17 protein-coding genes are annotated in these 17,943 nt (G+C 72.6%); 4 read left to right on the top strand and 13 right to left on the bottom strand.

The window, feature by feature from the left end; all coding sequences use genetic code 11:
• Nucleotides 1-41: 41 nt before the first annotated feature.
• The 5 genes from ACSDG8_RS12420 to ACSDG8_RS12440 all read right to left on the bottom strand — a co-directional run bounded on the left by ACSDG8_RS12420 (nt 42) and on the right by ACSDG8_RS12440 (nt 5,737).
• Nucleotides 42-677, bottom strand: coding sequence for a M15 family metallopeptidase (locus ACSDG8_RS12420; RefSeq protein ID WP_210896565.1), 636 nt, complete (start codon nt 675-677; stop codon nt 42-44).
• On the bottom strand, nt 674-1,807 hold the full coding sequence (locus ACSDG8_RS12425; RefSeq protein ID WP_210896567.1) for a D-alanine--D-alanine ligase family protein: 1,134 nt from the start codon (nt 1,805-1,807) through the stop codon (nt 674-676). Before ACSDG8_RS12425 ends, ACSDG8_RS12420 begins: the two co-directional genes overlap by 4 nt.
• Entirely contained in the window at nt 1,804-3,906 is a 2,103-nt protein-coding gene (locus ACSDG8_RS12430) for a pyridoxal-phosphate dependent enzyme (protein ID WP_210896569.1), read from the bottom strand. The genes ACSDG8_RS12425 and ACSDG8_RS12430 overlap by 4 nt, the downstream gene beginning before the upstream one ends.
• A 116-nt stretch (nt 3,907-4,022) precedes the next feature.
• Nucleotides 4,023-5,075 carry a sensor histidine kinase gene (locus ACSDG8_RS12435; RefSeq protein ID WP_210942762.1) on the bottom strand — a complete coding sequence of 351 codons (1,053 nt, stop codon included), beginning with the start codon at nt 5,073-5,075 and terminating at the stop codon, nt 4,023-4,025.
• Nucleotides 5,072-5,737: a response regulator transcription factor gene (locus ACSDG8_RS12440; RefSeq protein ID WP_210942761.1), complete on the bottom strand. Its 666-nt coding sequence runs from the start codon at nt 5,735-5,737 to the stop codon at nt 5,072-5,074. The genes ACSDG8_RS12435 and ACSDG8_RS12440 overlap by 4 nt, the downstream gene beginning before the upstream one ends.
• 237 nt (nt 5,738-5,974) lie before the next feature.
• Between ACSDG8_RS12440 and ACSDG8_RS12445 the strand changes: the two genes are divergently transcribed.
• The 4 genes from ACSDG8_RS12445 to ACSDG8_RS12460 all read left to right on the top strand — a co-directional run bounded on the left by ACSDG8_RS12445 (nt 5,975) and on the right by ACSDG8_RS12460 (nt 9,692).
• Entirely contained in the window at nt 5,975-7,255 is a 1,281-nt protein-coding gene (locus ACSDG8_RS12445) for a transcriptional regulator (RefSeq protein ID WP_210942760.1), read from the top strand.
• Nucleotides 7,256-7,295: 40 nt separating this feature from the next.
• The gene (gene adh / locus ACSDG8_RS12450) at nt 7,296-8,801 is read left to right on the top strand and encodes an aldehyde dehydrogenase (RefSeq protein WP_210896575.1); all 1,506 of its coding nucleotides are present in this window, start codon (nt 7,296-7,298) and stop codon (nt 8,799-8,801) included.
• Entirely contained in the window at nt 8,801-9,148 is a 348-nt protein-coding gene (locus ACSDG8_RS12455; protein WP_184682286.1) for a DUF779 domain-containing protein, read from the top strand. Before adh ends, ACSDG8_RS12455 begins: the two co-directional genes overlap by 1 nt.
• 100 nt (nt 9,149-9,248) lie before the next feature.
• The gene (locus ACSDG8_RS12460) at nt 9,249-9,692 is read left to right on the top strand and encodes a hypothetical protein (protein WP_439427893.1); all 444 of its coding nucleotides are present in this window, start codon (nt 9,249-9,251) and stop codon (nt 9,690-9,692) included.
• A gap of 19 nt (nt 9,693-9,711) precedes the next feature.
• Here ACSDG8_RS12460 and ACSDG8_RS12465 read toward each other — a convergent pair whose 3' ends face one another.
• Genes ACSDG8_RS12465 through ACSDG8_RS12500 form a run of 8 tightly spaced genes read right to left on the bottom strand, consistent with a single transcriptional unit; the run spans nt 9,712 to nt 17,768 of the window.
• Entirely contained in the window at nt 9,712-10,023 is a 312-nt protein-coding gene (locus ACSDG8_RS12465) for a helix-turn-helix domain-containing protein (RefSeq protein ID WP_013284175.1), read from the bottom strand.
• A gap of 41 nt (nt 10,024-10,064) precedes the next feature.
• A complete protein-coding gene (gene speB / locus ACSDG8_RS12470) occupies nt 10,065-11,078 on the bottom strand; it encodes an agmatinase (protein WP_439427894.1) in 1,014 nt (337 codons plus the stop codon).
• On the bottom strand, nt 11,075-12,277 hold the full coding sequence (locus tag ACSDG8_RS12475) for a saccharopine dehydrogenase C-terminal domain-containing protein (protein WP_439427895.1): 1,203 nt from the start codon (nt 12,275-12,277) through the stop codon (nt 11,075-11,077). The genes speB and ACSDG8_RS12475 overlap by 4 nt, the downstream gene beginning before the upstream one ends.
• Entirely contained in the window at nt 12,277-13,698 is a 1,422-nt protein-coding gene (locus ACSDG8_RS12480; protein ID WP_439427896.1) for an NAD(P)/FAD-dependent oxidoreductase, read from the bottom strand. Before ACSDG8_RS12480 ends, ACSDG8_RS12475 begins: the two co-directional genes overlap by 1 nt.
• Nucleotides 13,695-14,528, bottom strand: a complete 834-nt coding sequence (locus ACSDG8_RS12485) for an ABC transporter permease (RefSeq protein ID WP_307856177.1) — start codon at nt 14,526-14,528, stop codon at nt 13,695-13,697. The genes ACSDG8_RS12480 and ACSDG8_RS12485 overlap by 4 nt, the downstream gene beginning before the upstream one ends.
• On the bottom strand, nt 14,525-15,433 hold the full coding sequence (locus tag ACSDG8_RS12490) for an ABC transporter permease (protein ID WP_210896587.1): 909 nt from the start codon (nt 15,431-15,433) through the stop codon (nt 14,525-14,527). Before ACSDG8_RS12490 ends, ACSDG8_RS12485 begins: the two co-directional genes overlap by 4 nt.
• Nucleotides 15,430-16,587: an ABC transporter ATP-binding protein gene (locus ACSDG8_RS12495; RefSeq protein WP_210896589.1), complete on the bottom strand. Its 1,158-nt coding sequence runs from the start codon at nt 16,585-16,587 to the stop codon at nt 15,430-15,432. The genes ACSDG8_RS12490 and ACSDG8_RS12495 overlap by 4 nt, the downstream gene beginning before the upstream one ends.
• Nucleotides 16,584-17,768 (bottom strand): polyamine ABC transporter substrate-binding protein, encoded by a 1,185-nt coding sequence (locus tag ACSDG8_RS12500; RefSeq protein ID WP_210896591.1) that lies wholly within the window; start codon nt 17,766-17,768, stop codon nt 16,584-16,586. The genes ACSDG8_RS12495 and ACSDG8_RS12500 overlap by 4 nt, the downstream gene beginning before the upstream one ends.
• Nucleotides 17,769-17,943: the final 175 nt, after the last annotated feature.

Raw genomic sequence — 17,943 nt, forward strand, 5'->3', positions numbered from 1 at the left:
GTACGGACGGGAGGGCCGGAACGTTCACCTGAGTTGACGGGCTACAACGGACCGTAACGGGTGTGCGGCTCTCCGGTCATCAACGCCCAGTACCTGTCGCCGTAGGACCAGTGCCACCACTCCGTCGGGTAGTTCACCAGGCCCGCGCCGCTCAACGCCGCCACCAGCACGTCCCGGTTGCGCCATGCGCTCACGGGGATGTGCCGGGCCGCCGTGAAGCAGGCGTCCGCGCTCTCCTCCGGGGTGGCGTCGAGCGCCGTGCCCATGTCCAACTCCACACCGTCGGCGTCACACAGCGTGAGGTCCACTGCTCCGCCGGTGCTGTGCGGGGCCACCTCGACCGGCGACACGAACTTGGTGGTCTCCCGGTGCAGCCGGTCCGCCGGCCATTCCGGGTGCCGCCGCCGCAGCTCGTCCCGGTAGCCGGTGAAGATGTCGAGCTGCGCCCGGAACGGCCGGTAGCCCTCGACCACGAGCAGGCGCAGCCCGGCCGGCAGCGCGCGCTGCGCGGCCAGCAGCCGGTCCGCGACGCCGCGCCGCACCCGGGCGTACGCCCCGGCGGGATCGGCGGCCCGCGCGTCCACCAGCAGCCCGGGAACGTCGCGCAGGTCCACCAGGGGTTCGCCGTCGTCCCGGCTGGACACCGCGGCGACCCGGGGATCCGAGAGCAGGATCATGGCGTACCCCCGGGGTGTGCGGTGGACGGCCGGGCCGCGTGCCGGGCGAAGGCGAGCGCGACCAGCCGGTCCACCACCTCGGGGTACGTGACGCCGGACTCGGCCCACACCTTCGGGTACATCGAGTGCGCGGTGAAGCCGGGCAGCGTGTTCAGCTCGTTGACGAACAGGTCGCCGGTGGCCTCGTCGTAGAGGAAGTCGACACGGGCCAGACCCCAGCCGCCGATCGCGGTGAACGCCCGCACCGACAGCTCGCGGATCCGCTCGGTGACCTCGTCCGGCAGCGGCGCCGGGACGATCATCGGGTCGGCGTCGCCGAAGTACTTCTGCCGGTAGTCGAACCAGCCGCCGGCGACCCGGACCTCGCCGACCGCCGACGCCTCCGGCTGCCAGCCGCCGAGCACGCCGCACTCCAGCTCCCGGCCGGTCACGCCCTGCTCGACCAGGACAACGTGGTCGTGCCGGAACGCCTCCTCCACCGCCGCGACCAGGTCGTCGCCGTCGGCCACCCGGGAGATGCCGATCGAGGAGCCCATCCGGGCCGGCTTGACGAACAGCGGCCCGCGCAGCCCGACGACCAGCTTCTCCGGGTCCGCCGCGGCCCGCCAGGTCGGCTCGTCGAACCAGACGTACGGGGTGGTCGGCACGTCCTCGGCCCGCAGCGCCCGCTTCATCGCCACCTTGTCCATGCCGACGGCGGAGGCGAGGATGCCGCACCCGACGTACGGCACGCCCAGCGATTCCAGCAGTCCCTGCACCACGCCGTCCTCGCCGTACGGGCCGTGCAGCACCGGGAACACCACGTCCAGTTCGGCGTGCACTGTCGCCGGGGCGTCGGCGGCGGTGACCGCCACGGTCCCGGCGGCTGCCCCGCGCCGCAGCTCGACCGCCGGGCCGGTGACCGGCAGCCGGTCGTCGATGGCCCGCCCGGCCGCCACGGTGCCGAGGTGCTGCGCGAGCACCGGTTCCGGCAGCAGCCGCAGCCCGCCGGTACGGGTGAGGCCGAGCGCCACCACCCGGTGGCCCTGCCCGGCCAGGGCCCGGGCCACGCCGAGCGCCGAGGCGCAGGAGACCTCGTGCTCCGCCGACGGGCCTCCGAACAGGACACCGATCCGCACTGTCGCCCTCATGCCGCCACTCCCGCCGTCATCCGGTCGCCCGCCAGCCGGGCCACCAGGTCTGCTTCCACGTTTCCGCCGGTCAGCACCACGCCGACCGTCATCTGCCGTCCGCCGCCCGGGCCGCCGGGACCGGCGACCTCGCCGAGCCGCAGCGCGCCGGCCAGCCCGGCCGCGCCGGACGGCTCCACCAGCACCTTCAGCTCCAGCAGGAGCAGCCGGAACGCCTCGACGATCGCGTCGTCGTCGACCCGGACCACCCCCCGCACCGCGGTCCGGGCAACCGCGAACGGCAGGTCGCCGACGCAGCCGGGACGCAGCCCGTCGGCCAGGCTCGGCGCCGGGGCCACCGGTGTGGGCCGCCCGGCGGCCAGGCTGCGGGCGAGCGAGTCGCAGCCGACCGGCTCCACGCCGTACACCTGGATCGGGGTTCCGGCCGCCGCCAGGCAGGCCCCGGCGATGCCGCCGCCTCCGCCCACCGGCACCACGAGCGCGTCCAGCGGCGTTCCGCGTCGCGCCGCCTCCTCGATCAGCTCCAGGCTGGCGCTGCCCTGCCCGGCCACCACGTCCGGGTGGTCGTACGCGTCGACGAGCGGGTGGCCCTCCACCTCGGCGATCCGCCGGGCGACGGCGAGGCGCTCCTCGACTGTGGTGCCGGCCCGGACCACCCGGGCCCCGGCCGCTCGCGCCCGGTCCACCTTGACCGGCGCGGCGTCCACCGGCAGCACGACAGTCGCGGCCAGCCCGTGCCGCCGCGCGGCCAGCGCCACCGCGACGGCGTGGTTGCCGGTGCTCTGCGCGACCACGCCGGTGTGCCCGGCGGCGGCGAGCCGGCCCACCGCCAGCATCGCGCCGCGCATCTTGTACGAGCCGCCGTCCTGGAGGTTCTCCGCCTTGAGCAGGATCCGGGCGCCGGCCAGGCGGTCGATAGCCGGGCTGTGCAGCACCGGGGTACGCACCACCCGGCCGGACAGCACGCGGGCGGCCTCCTCGACATGTGTTCGGGCCGGCAGCTCCGGCGCGTCGATTCGGGGCATGATCTCTCCTTCGGGATTCGAGTGGGCACGGCGCGGCAGGTCGAACAGCCAGCGCGCGCCGAGTGCGGTGAGGCCGCGGTGCGCGGCGAGGCTCAGTGCCAGCACGAGCGCGGTGAGCACGACCGGGTAGACGGTCACGAGCAGCGCCCGCGCGGGTCCGTCCAGGCCGGCCACCGGTGCGGCGAGGAGCCGGTCCAGCAGCGCCAGCACCGGCATGTGGATCACGTACACGGGAAGCGTGCGGCGGCCGAGCCGGGCCAACGCCGGACCGGCCAGGCGGTGCCGGGCCAGCCGGGCGGCGGCGGTCAGCCCGAACGCCACGGCGGCGACGGAGACGAGCAGGTACACGCCGGGCCGGCTCTGCGCGCCCGCGAGGGCCATGGCGGCCAGCCCGATCCCGTACGCCGCCCCGGCTGCGGCGAGCCGCCGGGTGCTCACGCCGTCCGCCCACCTCGTCAGGTACGGCTTCAGGTGCACGCCGGCCAGGAAGAACACGAGGTTCTGGTAGACCTGCCCCCGGTTGCCGGGACTGTCCAGCAGCCCGGTGGCCGCCACCGCGGACAGGACGCCCGCGGCGGTCAGCAGCACCGCCGGATGAACCCGGCGCAGCGCCTTCGCGATCACGAAGTAGAGCGCCAGCGCGTACAGGTACCACAGGTTCGACGGCGTCACGGTGAGCTGGGCCAGCAGCTCACCGGGGTTGGTGGCCCGGTCGGTCGGGAAGCCGGGCGCCAGCGCCAGCAGCGCGGTGTGGATGAGCAGCCAGACCGCGTACAGGTAGAGGTTCCGCGCGATCCGGGGCCGCCCGGACAGCCGCCACGGGCGGGCCACCGCGTTGGCCGCGAAGATGCCGGAGATCGCGAAGAACAACGGCATCCGCAGCGGCAGCAACTGTTCGCCGAGCAGCCCCCACGCGCCCGGCACCGGCAGGCCGACCCGCCAGTCGATGCGCAGGTAGTCCTTGACGACGACGTGCCACAGCACCACGAGCACGATGCAGGCGCCCTTGGCCACGTCGGCCCAGACCACCCGGTCACCGGGCGGCGCGCTTCCCTCCTCGGTACGCGTCGGCACTGCGGTCTCCTCTCCGGCCGTCTCCGGGCAGGCGGCAGCGCCGCCGGTCCCGTTCTCGGGCAGGTGTCATCGCGGAACGCCGCGACGGCGGCTCCCGGAGTCGTGTGTGTTGGTGGTCAGCCCACGTGGGGCAGGTGGACGTCGACCCGCAGGCCGCCGTCCGTACCCGGGCGGGCGGCGATGATGCCGCCGTGCGCCTGCGTGATGGAGCGGGCGATGGCCAGGCCGAGCCCGGCGCCGCCGCCCTGGTTGGTCCGGTCCCGGGCGAGGCGCCGGAACGGTTCGAACAGCCCGTCGACCGCCTCGGCGGGGACGGCCTGCCCGCTGTTGGTGACGGTCAGCGCGGGGTCGCCGCCAACCGTGACGACGAGCCGGCCGCCCTCGCGGTTGTACTTGATGCCGTTCTCCACCAGGTTCGTGACCAGGCGTTCCAGCAGTACCCGCTCGCCGGTCACGATCCGGGGCGACAGCTGGGCCTCCACCGTCACGCCGGCTTCGGCGGCCCGGTCGGCGTACGCGGCCAGCACGCCGCCGACGATCTGTTCCAGGCGTTGCGGGGTCGAGGACCGCAGACCCTGGTCGCTCTCGCTGAGCGCCAGCAGCCCTTCGATCAGCCGCTCGTTGCGTTCGTTCGTGGCGAGCAGTTGCGCGGTCAGCAGTTCCAGTTGCTCCCCGGTGAGCGACTGCGCCATGCCGACCTCGATCAGCGTTCGTTGCACCGCCAGCGGCGTACGCAGCTCGTGGGAAGCGTTCGCGGCGAACCGCCGCTGTCCCTCGTACCCGGCGGTGACCCGGTCCAGCATGTCGTCGATCGAGCGGGCGAGCCCGGCCAGCTCGTCCCGGCCGCCGCGCCGGATGCGGTAACCGAGATTCTGCGGCCCCAGGCTCGCCATCGGAGCGGCCAGTTCGCGCACCGGGCGCAGGCACCAGCGGGCCGCGCCCCACACCGCGAGCCCGGCGGCCACCAGCACCAGCAACTCGGTCAGCCGCGGCAGCAGCGGCACGAACGGACGGCCCGGCTCGCACACCGCGCCGATCGTGGCCAGGCCGCAGAACCACTGGGCCTGCCCCCACACCAGTTCGAGCAGTGACTTGACCATGCGGGGCACGAAGAACCCGGCGAGCAGGGCGAGCATCCCGACCAGCAGGATGCGGCGGCGGGGGCTCACTCCGGCTCGCCGATCCGGTAGCCGGCCTTGGGCACGGTGTGGATGACCGACGGCTGGCCGAGCTTCTTGCGCAGGGTCATCACCGTCACCCGGACCGCGTTGGTGAACGGGTCGGCGAACTCGTCCCACGCCTGTTCCAGCAGTTCCTCGGCGCTCACCACCCGGCCGCCGGCCCGCATCAGCACGTGCAGGACGGCGAACTCCTTCGGGCTGAGCCCGAGCGGGCTGCCGTCCCGGGTCGCGGCGTGCCGGGCCACGTCCAGGACCACGCCGTGCCGCTCCAGCACCGGCGGCAGGGCCGGGGTGGAGCGGCGGCCCAGCGCCTGGACCCGCGCCACCAGCTCGGCGAACGCGAACGGTTTGGTCAGGTAGTCGTCGGCGCCCAGCCCGAGGCCGGCGACCCGGTCCCGGATGCCGGCGGCGGCGGTGAGCAGCAGCACGCGGGTGCCGGCGTCGGACCCGGCCAGGCTGCGGCACACCTCGTCGCCGGTGGCACCGGGCATGTCCCGGTCCAGCACCGCCACGTCGTACCGGTTGACCCCGATCCGCTCCAGCGCGCCGTCGCCGTCGTAGCAGACGTCGACAGCCATGGAGAACCGTCGCAGCCCCTCGGCGACCGTGTCCGCCAAGAGCCGCTCGTCGTCCGCCACCAGCACCCGCACCGTTGCGCTCCCCCGTGTCTTCCCTCGTCGTCCGGCACACCTTCGCAGGCCGCAGTTAAGGGTTCTGTAAGCGTCCGCAGCAGCCATCCTCCACGCGGGCCACGCTGCGACAACCGCCGTCGAGCCGTCTGGGCCGTTCGTCCGGTACGCAGGTGGCGCGAGCACCGCTGAAGTGACCCGGATCACGCATTGGCGCTCAGGCGTGAGGTGGGTCACGATGGGTGGAAGGAGGCGCTGGTGGCTGACCCGTGGCTCGCCCTGGAGTTCGGCGCGGATCCGGCGGAGCGGATCGCGCAGGTCGGTGCCGCCCACGAGGCGTTCCTCACCGCCGGCACCACCGGCGGCGTCCGGGAGGTGGTGGCCCGCTCCTGGGAGCGGTCCGCGCTGCTCGACCCGGAGGCCACCGCACCGGTCGACCTCACCGACGACGCGCTGGAGACCTACCGCGCCGCGCACCCGCTCGCCCGCGTGATGCCGATCTTCCGCGACCTGCTCGGCGGCATCGCACAGGACGGCGCGCACCTGATGGCGGTCTGCGACGCCGCCGGCCGGCTGCTCTGGGTGGAGGGCCACCCCGGGGTGCTGCGGCACGCCGAGCGGATGAACTTCGTACCCGGCGCGCGCTGGGACGAGGCGCACGCCGGCACCAACGCCCCCGGCACCGCCCTCGCCGTCGACCACGGCGTGCAGATCTTCGCCACCGAGCACTTCGTCCGGCCGGTGCAGCGCTGGACCTGCGCCGCCGCGCCGATCCACGACCCGGTCAGCGGCGCGCTGCTCGGCGCCGTCGACATCACCGGCGGGGACCACCTGGCCGCCCCGCAGAGCCTGGCGTTGGTCCGGGCCACCGCCCGGGCCGCCGAGGCGTTCCTGGCCGGCGCCGCACCCGCCGCGCCGGACGTGGCGTACGTGTCGGCGCTCGGCCGCGACGAGGCGGAGCTGCGCGTCGGCGGCCGGCGCATCCGGCTGGGCCGCCGGCACAGCGAGCTGCTGGTGCTGCTCGTCGACCACCCCGAAGGGCGCACCGGGGAACAGCTCGGCCTCGACCTCTACGGCGACGACCGGCGGCACCCGGTCACGCTGCGCGCCGAACTGTCCCGGCTGCGCCGCGCGCTCGGCGAGGAACTGCTCGACTCCCGCCCGTACCGGCTGCGCCCGGCCGTGCGCGCCGACTTCCGCACCGTCACCGAACTGCTGGAACGTGGCGATCCGGCGGCGGCGCTGCGCGCGTACCGCGGGCCGCTCCTGCCCGGGTCGGACGCGCCGGGAGTGGCGCGACTGCGCCGCCTGGTCGACGGCCAGCTGCGCGCGGCGGTGCTGGCCGGCGTCGACCCCGGCCTGATCGCCGCCTGGACCGCGACGGCGGCCGGCGCCGACGACCTGGCCGCCTGGCAGGCCCTGGCCCGGGCGCTGCCGCCGGGCACGCCGCGCCGGCCGCTCGCGCTCGCGCGGGCCCGCCAGCTCGCCGAGGAGTACGCGCTGCCGCGCGCAACGTTCCTGCAACGTCCCGGAAACTAGCCTGCCCGCCATCCACCCCAGACGGACGGCGGAGGTACCCATGACGCGCTACGACGCCCCCACCCACTGGCAGTCCCGCTACGACCACTACATCGGCGGCGAGTACGTGAAGCCGCACGGTGGGAAGTACTTCGAGAACCCGACCCCGGTGACCGGGCAGACCTTCTGCGAGGTGGCCCGGGGCACCGCCGAGGACGTGGAGAAGGCGCTCGACGCGGCGCACGGCGCGGCCGACGCGTGGGGCCGCACGTCGGTGGCCGAACGCTCGCTGATCCTCAACCGCATCGCCGACCGCATGCAGGACAACCTGGAGTCCCTGGCGATCGCCGAGACGTGGGAGAACGGCAAGCCGGTACGCGAGACGCTCGCCGCCGACATCCCGCTCGCCATCGACCACTTCCGCTACTTCGCCGGGGCGATCCGGGCGCAGGAGGGCTCGCTCGGCGAACTCGACGACGACACGGTGGCCTACCACTTCCACGAGCCGCTGGGCGTGGTCGGGCAGATCATCCCGTGGAACTTCCCGATCCTCATGGCGGTGTGGAAGCTCGCCCCGGCGCTCGCCGCCGGCAACGCGGTGGTGCTCAAGCCGGCCGAGCAGACGCCCGCCTCGATCCACTACCTGCTCTCGCTGATCGGCGACCTGCTGCCGCCGGGCGTGGTGAACGTGGTGAACGGCTTCGGCGTCGAGGCGGGCAAGCCGCTCGCGTCCTCGCCCCGGGTGGCGAAGGTGGCGTTCACCGGCGAGACCACCACCGGGCGACTGATCATGCAGTACGCCAGCGAGAACATCAGGCCGGTCACGCTGGAGCTGGGCGGCAAGAGCCCGAACCTCTTCTTCGACGACGTCAGCGCCGCCTCCGACGACTTCCTGGACAAGGCGCTCGAAGGCTTCACCATGTTCGCGCTCAACCAGGGCGAGGTGTGCACCTGCCCCTCGCGGGCGCTCATCCAGCAGGGCCACTACTCCGACTTTCTGGCCGCCGCCGTGGACCGGACCGGGCAGATCAAGCAGGGGCACCCGCTGGACACCGACACGATGGTCGGCGCGCAGGCGTCGAACGACCAGCTGGAAAAGATCCTGTCCTACCTGGACATCGGGCGGCAGGAGGGCGCGAAGGTCCTCACCGGCGGCGAGCGGGCCGACCTGGGCGGCGAGCTGTCCGGCGGCTACTACGTCCAGCCGACCATCTTCGAGGGCGACAACTCGATGCGGATCTTCCAGGAGGAGATCTTCGGGCCGGTGGTGTCGGTGACGTCCTTCGCCGACCTGGACGACGCGGTGAAGATCGCCAACGACACGCTGTACGGACTCGGCGCGGGCGTGTGGACCCGGGACCTCAACACCGCGTACCGCGCCGGGCGGGCGATCCAGGCCGGCCGGGTCTGGACGAACTGTTACCACGCCTACCCGGCGCACGCGGCGTTCGGCGGCTACAAGCAGTCCGGCATCGGCCGGGAGAACCACAAGATGATGCTGGAGCACTACCAGCAGACCAAGAACCTGCTGGTCAGCTACTCGCCGAAGAAGCTCGGCTTCTTCTGATGGGCGACCCGGTGACCCTGACCCCCGCGGCGGCCGACCTGATCCGGTCGCTGCGGGGGCAGCACGGCCCACTCATGTTCCACCAGTCCGGCGGCTGCTGCGACGGCAGCGCCCCGATGTGCTACCCGGCCGGTGAGTTCCGTACCGGCGGCTCGGACGTGCTGCTCGCCTCGCTGGCGGTCGACGGCGTGCCCGAGCCGGTGGAGTTCTGGATGTCCAAGGCCCAGTGGGAGTTGTGGCAGCACACCCGGCTCACCGTCGACGTGGTGCCCGGCCGGGGTAGCGGCTTCTCCCTGGAGGCCCCGGAGGGCGTCCGCTTCCTCATCCGGTCCCACCTGAACCGCTGATCTGTCCGAGATCTTGCAGCACGCGGGCCTCGCGGCGGTGGGATGCTGACGCCGTCCACTTCGGAGTACGCGTCCCACCACCGCCGACAGGAGCCCGCCCATGCACCCGCTCCGACAGCCAGTGCTCGCCGCCGGCCTCACCGCCCTGGCCACCGCCGCCACGCTCGGGCTCGCGCCGGGCGCCGCCGTCGCCGCCCCGGCAGCCGCCCCCAGCATCTCCGTCAACTGGTTCGGCACGGCCGACGTGCGGGCGCACACCGCCACCGTCGGCGGCCGGTTCGACTGCGGGGCCGAGCGCGGCCTCGCGTACATCGAGGTGCACCTCGACCAGCGGCGCGGCTCGGTCACCGGCTTCGGGTTCGGCGTGATCGGCGCGTGCACCGACGAGCGCACCGCCGGCACCTGGACCGCGACGATCCCCGCCGACCAGGGCAGATTCCGCCCCGGCCCGGCCACCACGATCGCCCGCCTGGTGATCGAGCCCAACTCCCTCACCGAAACCACCGAGCCCGTGCGCCTGCGCTCCCGCTGCGCCCACCCCTGACCGCGTCGACGGCCTCCGGTCAGGCGATCTGCCGGAGGTCGTCGCCGTAGTCGAAGATGATCCGCAGCCGGGCGCCGAGGGCGTTGGCGTACCGGCTGAGCGTGGCCACTTCGTTGACGTCGAGGTCGCCGTTCTCGATCTGGCTGACCCGACCGGGCGTGACTCCCATGATCTCGGCGACCTGCCGCTGGGTGAGCCCCAGCCGCTTGCGCTCCTCGGCCAGGTGGAACGCGCTCACCCATGCGTCGGTCCGGGCGCGCTCCGCCTCGTACGCCTCGTCGTCGCCGCCGAGTTCGGCGCGGACCTCGTCCCAGTGATAGAACTCCGTCACCTGCTGAACTATAGCCCGGGCTAAACCCGTCGGTCGACGAGTCAGCGGTCGTCCAACAGCGGCTGGCTGGGGTTCCAGGGGGTTCCACCGGCGGCGTCTCGGCGGCGGCGGGCTATCGCGGACAGCGCCTCCAGCACCACCCGGTTGCCCAGGTACGCGGTGATGTCGGCGTGGTCGTACGGGGGCGCGACCTCGACCACGTCCAGCCCGACCACCGGCAGCTCGTAACAGACCCGGCGGACCGCGTCGAGCAGCTGCCGGGAGGTGAATCCGCCCGGCTCGGGCGTGCCGGTGCCGGGCGCCATGCCGGGGTCGACCACGTCCACGTCGACGGAGAGGAAGACGCCCTCGCACTCGTCGGTCGCGATGCCGAACGCCTCGGTCAGGCAGGTGTCCAGGCCCCGCGCCACGATCTCGGTCATCTCGTACGAGCGCATCCGCTGCTCGGCCATCCACGCCAGCGTGTCCGGGCCGGGCCAGTAGCCGCGCAGCCCGATCTGGAGGAAGCGGTCGCCGCGTACCGCGCCGGATTCGATGAGCCGCCGCATCGGCTGGCCGTGCCCGTGCAGTGAGCCGAACTCGACGTCGCCGGTGTCTGCGTGCGCGTCGAAGTGCACCAGCGACACCCGGCCGAGCCCGTGGTGCCGGGCCACGCCGGTGGCGTCGGGCAGCGCGATGGAGTGGTCGCCGCCGAGGACCACCGGGATCGCCCCGGCGGCGGCGACCGCGTGCACGGCGGTCTCCAGCGCGGCGAGCGAGCGCTCGATATCGCCGCTGAACATCTCCACGTCGCCGGCGTCGTAGACGCACAGGTCCTTCAGCCCGTCCACGCGCAGCGCCAGCGACGGGCGGGAGCCGTCGTGCGGCAGGTAGCAGGCCTGCCGGATGGCGGAGGGCCCGAACCGGGTGCCGGGCCGGTGCGAGGTGCCGCCGTCGAAGGGCGCGCCGATGATCACGACGTCCGCGTCGGCGTACGTGACCGGCTCCTCGACGGTGCACGGCGGCACGCCGAGGAACGTGATGTCGGGGCCGTACATCGGGCCGTACCGGGTCATCGTTCCTCCATCCCCCACGGCGAACCGTAGCCGGTGAGCAGGTCCAGGAAGGGGACAGGCGGGAACGCCTCCGGGCCGAGCACGCCAGCGCCGGCCCACGCGCCGGTGGCGAGCAGTTCCAGCGCGACGACCGGGTTCACGGCGGTCTGCCAGACCACCGCCTGGTGGCCGTACTCGCTCATCGACCATTCGTTGTCGACCACGTGGTACAGGTAGACGCGGCGCGGCCGCCCGTCCGTGCCGGTGCCGGTGACGTACGTGCCGGCGCAGGTCTTGCCGCTCATCCGGTCGCCGAGCGTGGCCGGGTCCGGCAGCGCGGCGGCCACCAGGTCGCGCGGCGACACCTCGACTCCGCGTACCCGCACCGGCTCGGTCGAGTCGAGGCCGAGCTTGTGCAGCGTGCGCAGGACCTCGATGAACTCGGCGCCAAGGCCGTACTTGAAGGTGACCCGCTTCGCCTCGACCCAGCGCGGGATGAGCAGCACCTCTTCGTGCTCGACGTTGACGCACTCGACCGGGCCGATCCCGGCCGGGAAGTCGAACACCTCCGGCTCGCTGAACGGTTCGGTGGTGAACCAGCCGCGCCCGGCCTCCCAGATCACCGGCGGGTTGAGGCACTCCTCGATGGTGGTCCAGATGGAGAACGAGGGCGCGAACTCGTACCCGGCGACTGTGAGGTTCGCGCCGTCGCGTACCCCGATCTCGTCGATCTCGGCGAAGAGTTCGTCGGCGGCGTAGCGGGCGAAGACGTCGGACAGGCCCGGTTCGACGCCGATGCCGCAGAGCGCGAGCCGCCCGGCGGCGGCCCACCGCTGCGCGACGGCGAACTGCTCGTCGCCGAGCTTGACCCCGGTCTGCGCGTAGGGACGCTCGGGGTGCGGCCGGGACAGCGACATGGCCATGTCGAGGTAGTCGGCCCCGGCGGCGAACGCGCCGTCGAAGATCGGCATGACGAAGCGTGGGTCGACCGCGTTGAGCACGTGCGTGATGCGGTGTTCCCGGCACAGCGCGGCCACCGCGTCGGCGGAGGAGGCGTCCACTGTGGCGGCGACGAACCGGTCGCCGTGCCCGGCGACGGCCCGCGCCGCGCGCGCCGGGTCGTGGTCGGCGACGACGATGAGCTCGAAGAAGGAACGGCGGGCGGCGATGGATACGGCGGCGGAGCCGACGCCACCGGCGCCGACGAGGAGGATACGCATCAGGAGTCGAACCCCAGTCCAAGACGGTCGAGAGTACGGAGCCAGAGGTTGCGCCGTCCGTCGCGCGCGTCGGCGCGGGCGAGCGACCAGCGGGTGAGGTTGATGCCCACGGACCGGGCCGGTTCCGGCGGGAACGGCAGCGGCTTGCTGCGTACCAGGTCGAGCCGGGTCAGCGGGGTCTCCGTGCCGGAGAGCAGGTCGAGCGTCACGCGGGCGCCGAACCGGGTCGCGCCGACGCCGAGCCCGGTGAACCCGGCCGCGTACGCCAGGCGCCCGGAGTAGGCGGTGCCGAAGAACGCGCAGAACCGGGTGCAGGTGTCGATGACGCCGCCCCAGCGGTGGCTGAACCGCAGCCCGTCCAGTTGCGGGAACGTGGCGAAGAAGTGCGAGGCGAGCGTGGTGAAGGTGGCCTCGCGCTGCTCCAGCGCGGGCGCCACCCGGTTGCCGTAGTGGTAGATCGCGTCGTAGCCGCCGAACAGGATCCGGTTGTCGGCGGTGAGCCGGTAGTAGTGGAACTGGTTGCCGGTGTCGGCGAGCCCCTGCCGGTGCCGCCAGCCGATCGCGTCGCGCTGCGCGGCGGTCAGCGGCTCGGTCATCAGCGCGTAGTCGTACACCGGGACGACCCAGGAGCGCAGCCGGCGCAGCAGCGGCGGGAACGCGTTGGTGGCGAGCACGACCTGCCTTGCCCGGACCTCGCCGGGTGCCGCGTCCGCGCCGCCCGCGGTGGTGGCGAGCAGCGCGGCGCCGTCGCGGGCCAGGCCGGTGACGCGGGTGTGCTCGTGCACGCGTACGCCCAGGTCGAGCGCGGCCCGGCGCAGCCCCCAGGCGAGCTTCGCGGGGTCGAGCAGGGCCACCCGGTCGCGGTCCCACATGCCGCCCAGGTACGTCGGCGACGCCACTTCGGCGCGTACCTCGTCGCGGTCGAGGAGTCGCACGTCATGGCCGTACCGGCGGGCCAGCTCGGCGTCGGCGGCGAGCCCGTCGAGCTGGTACGGCTCGACAGCGACAGCCAGCTCGCCGGTGCGTTCGAAGTCGCAGTCGATGTCGTACTTCGCCACAGTCGCGGCGATGGCGTCCAGGTTCTCCCGGCCCAGCCGTTCCAGCTCGTCGATCTCGCCGGGGAACCGCTCGACGCCGTTGGCGAGCCCGTGGGTCAGCGACGCGGCGCAGAACCCGCCGTTGCGCCCGGACGCCGCCCAGCCGCACGTGCCCGCGTCGACGAGCAGCACGTCGCGGTCCGGGTCGGCCTCCTTTGCGAGCAGCGCGGTCCACAGCCCGGCGTACCCGCCGCCGACCACGAGCAGGTCGGCGGCGTGCGACCGGGTCAGCGGCGGCAGCGGGTCGGGCCGAACCGGGCGGTCCAGCCAGTACGACACGGGCGCGGCGTCGGCCAGCGCCCGGCCGGTATGCGGGAGTGTCATGGCTTGCCCGCCGGTGTGGCGACCACCGCGAGGGCGGCCCGTCGTGCCCGCCGACCGCGCAGCGAGGTGGCCCCGACCAGCAGCAACGCGATCACGAACATGGCGGTGCCGATCACGTTCACCTGCGGCGGGATGCCCCGCTGCGAGGCGCCCCAGACGTACATCGGGAACGTGACTGTGGTGCCGGCGTTGAAGTTCGTGATGATGAAGTCGTCGAAGCTGAGCGAGAACGCCAGCAGCGCGGCGGCCACGATGCCGGGGAGCACGAGCGGCAGCGTGATCCTGCGGAACGTCTGCCATTCACTGGCGTACAGGTCCATGGCTGCTTCCTCCAGCCGCCGGTCCATGCCGGAGAGCCGGGCCTTCACGGTGACCACGACGAACGACATGCAGAACATGACGTGCGCGATGACGATGGTCCAGAAGCCCTGCGGCACCCCGGCGGCGACGAAGAGGGCGAGCAGCGAGGTGCCCATCACCAGTTCCGGGGTGGCCATCGGCAGGAAGATCAGCCCGTTGAGCCCGGCCCGGCCGCGGAAGCTGTGCCGGACCAGCGCGAACGCCATCAGCGTGCCGAGGATCGTGGAGGCGACAGTGGCGATCAGGCCGATCTGCATGCTGCGTACCACCGCGTCGCACATGTCCGAGGTGGCGCAGGGCTGCTTCCAGTTGTCGAGCGTGAACTCGTTGAAGTCGTAGGAGAGCCGGCTGGAGGGCCGGTTGAAGGAGAGCCCGGCGACCACCATGATCGGCAGCGTCAGGTAACCGAGGACGAGCAGCGCCACGCCCATCACCCACCGGTCGGCGAGCCAGCGCTTCAGTCCGCTCACAGGACCTCCTCCGTTCCTGCGCGGCGCAGGTAGACGAAGACGATCGCCAGGATCGCGGCCATCAGCAGGAACGACAGCGCCGCGCCCTGCGGGTAGTCCAGCCGGACCAGGAACGCCGAGTCGATGACGTTGCCGATCATGTACTCGTTCGGAGTACCGAGCAGTTCGGCGTTGATGTAGTCACCGGTGGCCGGGATGAAGAACAGCAGCGTGCCGGCGATCAGGCCGGGCATCGACAGCGGCAGCGTGACCTTGGCGAACGCACGCACCGGGCTCGCGTACAGGTCGCTCGCCGCCTCCAGCAGCCGGGGATCTAGCCGCTCCAGGCTCGCGTACAGCGGCAGCACCAGGAACGGCAGGAAGTTGTACGTCAGGCCGAGCACCACGGCGATCGGGGTGGCCAGCAGCCGGCCGTCCGGTCCGAGCAGGTGCACGTCGCGCAGCAGCCCGACCAGCGCGCCGTTGTCCGACAGGATGGTCTTCCAGGCCAGCGTGCGCACCAGGAAGCTGGTGAACATCGGCGCGACCACCGCGACCAGCAGCAGGTTCTTCCACCGGCCGGCCTTCTGCGCGATCGCGTACGCCAGCGGGTAGCCCATCAGCAGCGCGAGCACCAGCGCGATGGCCGAGTAGAGGAAGGACCGGGAGAACTGCGGCCAGTACGCCTGCAACGCGTCCGGGTAGTTGCTGAACGCCCACGTCATGGCGTACCCGGTGGAGAGCGAGCCGGCCGGGTCGTAGAGGCTGGCCGAGGCGAGCTGCACCAGCGGCAGCGCGAAGAAGACGAGCAGCCAGGCCGCGCCGGGCAGCAGCAACAGGTACGGCAGCAGCCGGTTGCGCCCGCGCCGCACCGGCGGCGGCGCCGGTTTCCCGGCAGAGGTCGGTACGTGGGCCAGCGCGCTCATGCCGACGCACCCACCGGCGGCTCGTCGAGTAGCGGCGCGGTCTGGTCGTCCTCACCGGCGGCCCGGGGCAGCAGGAACGCGTGCCGGGGATCCCAGTGCGCGGTCACCGGCGTACCGACCGCCAGCCGGCCGCCCAGCCCGCTGTTCGCGGCGAACGCGGACAGCTCGCTGCCCCACGCGGTGCGCACCAGGTACTGGGTGCTCACCCCGACGTAGGAGGCGTCGGTGACGACGCCACCGATGTGCTGGTGCCCCGCAGGCACCCCGTCCGGGCCCTCGGCCAGGTGCAGCTTCTCCGGACGTACGCCGAGGAAGCCCGGGCCGTCGGTGAGCCGGGCCCGGCCGGCGGGCACCGAGAAGCGCGCGCCGTGCGCCGTGACCAGCACGTCGTCGGCGGCGCGGCCGCCCGCCTCGGCGGCGAGCAGGTTGGACTGGCCGAGGAAGTTCGCGACGAACGCGGTGGCCGGGTACTCGTAGATGTCGGCGGGCGCGCCGAGTTGCTCGATCCGGCCGGCGTTCATCACCGCGACCGTGTCGGCCATCGTCATGGCCTCCTCCTGGTCGTGGGTGACGTGCACGAACGTGATGCCGACCTCGGTCTGGATCCGCTTCAGCTCGATCTGCATCTGCCGGCGCAGCTTCAGGTCGAGCGCGCCGAGCGGCTCGTCGAGCAGCAGCACCTGCGGGTGGTTGATGAGCGCCCGGGCGAGCGCGACGCGCTGCTGCTGGCCGCCGGAGAGCTGGGCCGGCCGGCGGCGGCCGTAACCCTCCAGCTGGACCAGCGCGAGCATCCGCTCGACCTGGTCGCTCACCTTGCGGATGCCGCGGCGGCGCAGCCCGAACGCCACGTTCTCGTGGATGTCCAGGTGCGGGAAGAGCGCGTAGCTCTGGAACACGGTGTTGACGGGCCGCTTGTACGGCCGCAGGCCGGCGATGTCCTGCTCGCCGAGCAGCACCTTTCCGCTCGTCGGCTGCTCCAGCCCGGCGATCATCCGCAGTGTGGTGGTCTTGCCGCAGCCGGACGCGCCGAGCAGGGCGAAGAACGAGCCCTGCCCGATGGTGAGGGTGAGGTCGTCGACGGCGGTGAAGACGCCGAACCGCTTGGTGAGGTCGACCAGTCGCAGGTCGCCGGCCGGGGTCTGCTGCCCCTTCACGCGCCGATCACCTGCTGGAACTTGGTCTCGTACTCCTTCTCCTGGGCTTCGTCGAGCGCCATGAAGACCTTGGCCTTCGACAGCATCGCGTCGTCCGGGAAGATCAGCGGGTTGGTGGCCAGATCGGGGTCGATCTTCTCCATCTCGGCCTGCGCGCCCTGCACCGGGCAGATGTAGTTGACGTACGCGGCCAGCTTCGCCGCGACCGCCGGGTCGTAGTAGTGGTTCATCAACGCCTCGGCGTTGGCCTTGTGGGTGGCCTTGTTCGGCACCAGCATGTTGTCCGACCAGAGCATCACGCCGGATTCGGGCACCACGAACTTGATCTTCTCGTCGTCGAAGCCGAGCTGGACCACGTCGCCGGACCAGCCGATGCACGCGGCGATGTCGCCCTTGGCCAGGTCGGGCGCGTAGTCGTTGCCGGTGAAGCGCCGGATCTGCTTGCTGTCCACGGCCTTCTTGAGCTTGTTCAGCGCGTCGTCGAACTGGGCCGCGGTGAACTTGGCCGGGTCGTGGCCGAGCGACTGGAGCAGCAGGCCGATGGTGTCGCGCATCTCCGACAGCACCGTCACCTTGCCCTTGAGATCGGGGCGGGTGAGCAGCTCGTCGACGGTGCGGATCTCCTTGGTGACGTTCGCGTTGTACGCGAGCCCGGCCAGCCCGGACTGCCACGGGACGGCGAGCTGGGTCTCGGCGTCGAAGGAGCGCCCGCGCAGCGACTGCAGCAGGTTCGCCTCGACGTTGGGCATCTTCGACTTGTCCAGCTTCTGCACCCAGCCGAGGCGGATCACCCGGGCGGCCATCCAGTCGGTGAGCACCATGATGTCCCGGCCGGTGCTCTGACACCCGGCGAGCTGGTTGCGGACCTTGCCGAAGAACTCGTTGTTGTCGTTGACGTCCTCGGTGTACGTCACCTGGATGCCCGAGGCGGCGACGAACGCGTCGAGCGTGGGGCGCTTGGACTCGTCCTTCTCGTCGGTGTCCATGTACTGCGGCCAGTTCGAGAAGGCGACCTTCTTCTCGGTGGCGGACAGATCCTCGCTCTTGCAGCCGGCTTCGGTCTGCTGGGCGCCCTTGGTCCCGCAGCCGGCCAGGGTGCCCGCAGTGGCGAGCAGCGCGGCCGAGCCGACGGTCCCGGTGAGCAGACCGCGCCGGGTGAGGGTCCGGAGGGGACTACGCATGTGACGACTCCTTGGGGGGCATCGTCGGCGGCGGGAAGGGGGCGGCGCGCCGGCGGGAGGGTCAGTGGCGATGGACGACTGATCCTGACATGAGAAAACCTCTCTCACAAGGGATTCCGTTGCAGGAATAGCCAGTCGCCACGAAATACGCCAGACTGCGCGGGGCACTACGCTC

The sequence above is a fragment of the Micromonospora sp. LA-10 genome, assembly GCF_051853095.1.
GTDB classification, from domain to species: Bacteria; Actinomycetota; Actinomycetes; order Mycobacteriales; family Micromonosporaceae; genus Micromonospora; species Micromonospora echinospora_A.

Bases quoted from the DNA above. Each gene is read 5' to 3' on its own strand.
- ACSDG8_RS12490 (WP_210896587.1), bottom strand. From the start codon at position 15,433: ATGAGCGCGCTGGCCCACGTACCGACCTCTGCCGGGAAACCGGCGCCG.
- ACSDG8_RS12500 (WP_210896591.1), bottom strand. From the start codon at position 17,768: ATGCGTAGTCCCCTCCGGACCCTCACCCGGCGCGGTCTGCTCACCGGG.
- ACSDG8_RS12475 (WP_439427895.1), bottom strand. From the start codon at position 12,277: ATGCGTATCCTCCTCGTCGGCGCCGGTGGCGTCGGCTCCGCCGCCGTA.
- ACSDG8_RS12455 (WP_184682286.1), top strand. From the start codon at position 8,801: ATGGGCGACCCGGTGACCCTGACCCCCGCGGCGGCCGACCTGATCCGG.
- ACSDG8_RS12425 (WP_210896567.1), bottom strand. From the start codon at position 1,807: ATGAGGGCGACAGTGCGGATCGGTGTCCTGTTCGGAGGCCCGTCGGCG.
- ACSDG8_RS12460 (WP_439427893.1), top strand. From the start codon at position 9,249: ATGCACCCGCTCCGACAGCCAGTGCTCGCCGCCGGCCTCACCGCCCTG.
- ACSDG8_RS12420 (WP_210896565.1), bottom strand. From the start codon at position 677: ATGATCCTGCTCTCGGATCCCCGGGTCGCCGCGGTGTCCAGCCGGGAC.
- adh (WP_210896575.1), top strand. From the start codon at position 7,296: ATGACGCGCTACGACGCCCCCACCCACTGGCAGTCCCGCTACGACCAC.
- ACSDG8_RS12480 (WP_439427896.1), bottom strand. From the start codon at position 13,698: ATGACACTCCCGCATACCGGCCGGGCGCTGGCCGACGCCGCGCCCGTG.
- speB (WP_439427894.1), bottom strand. From the start codon at position 11,078: ATGACCCGGTACGGCCCGATGTACGGCCCCGACATCACGTTCCTCGGC.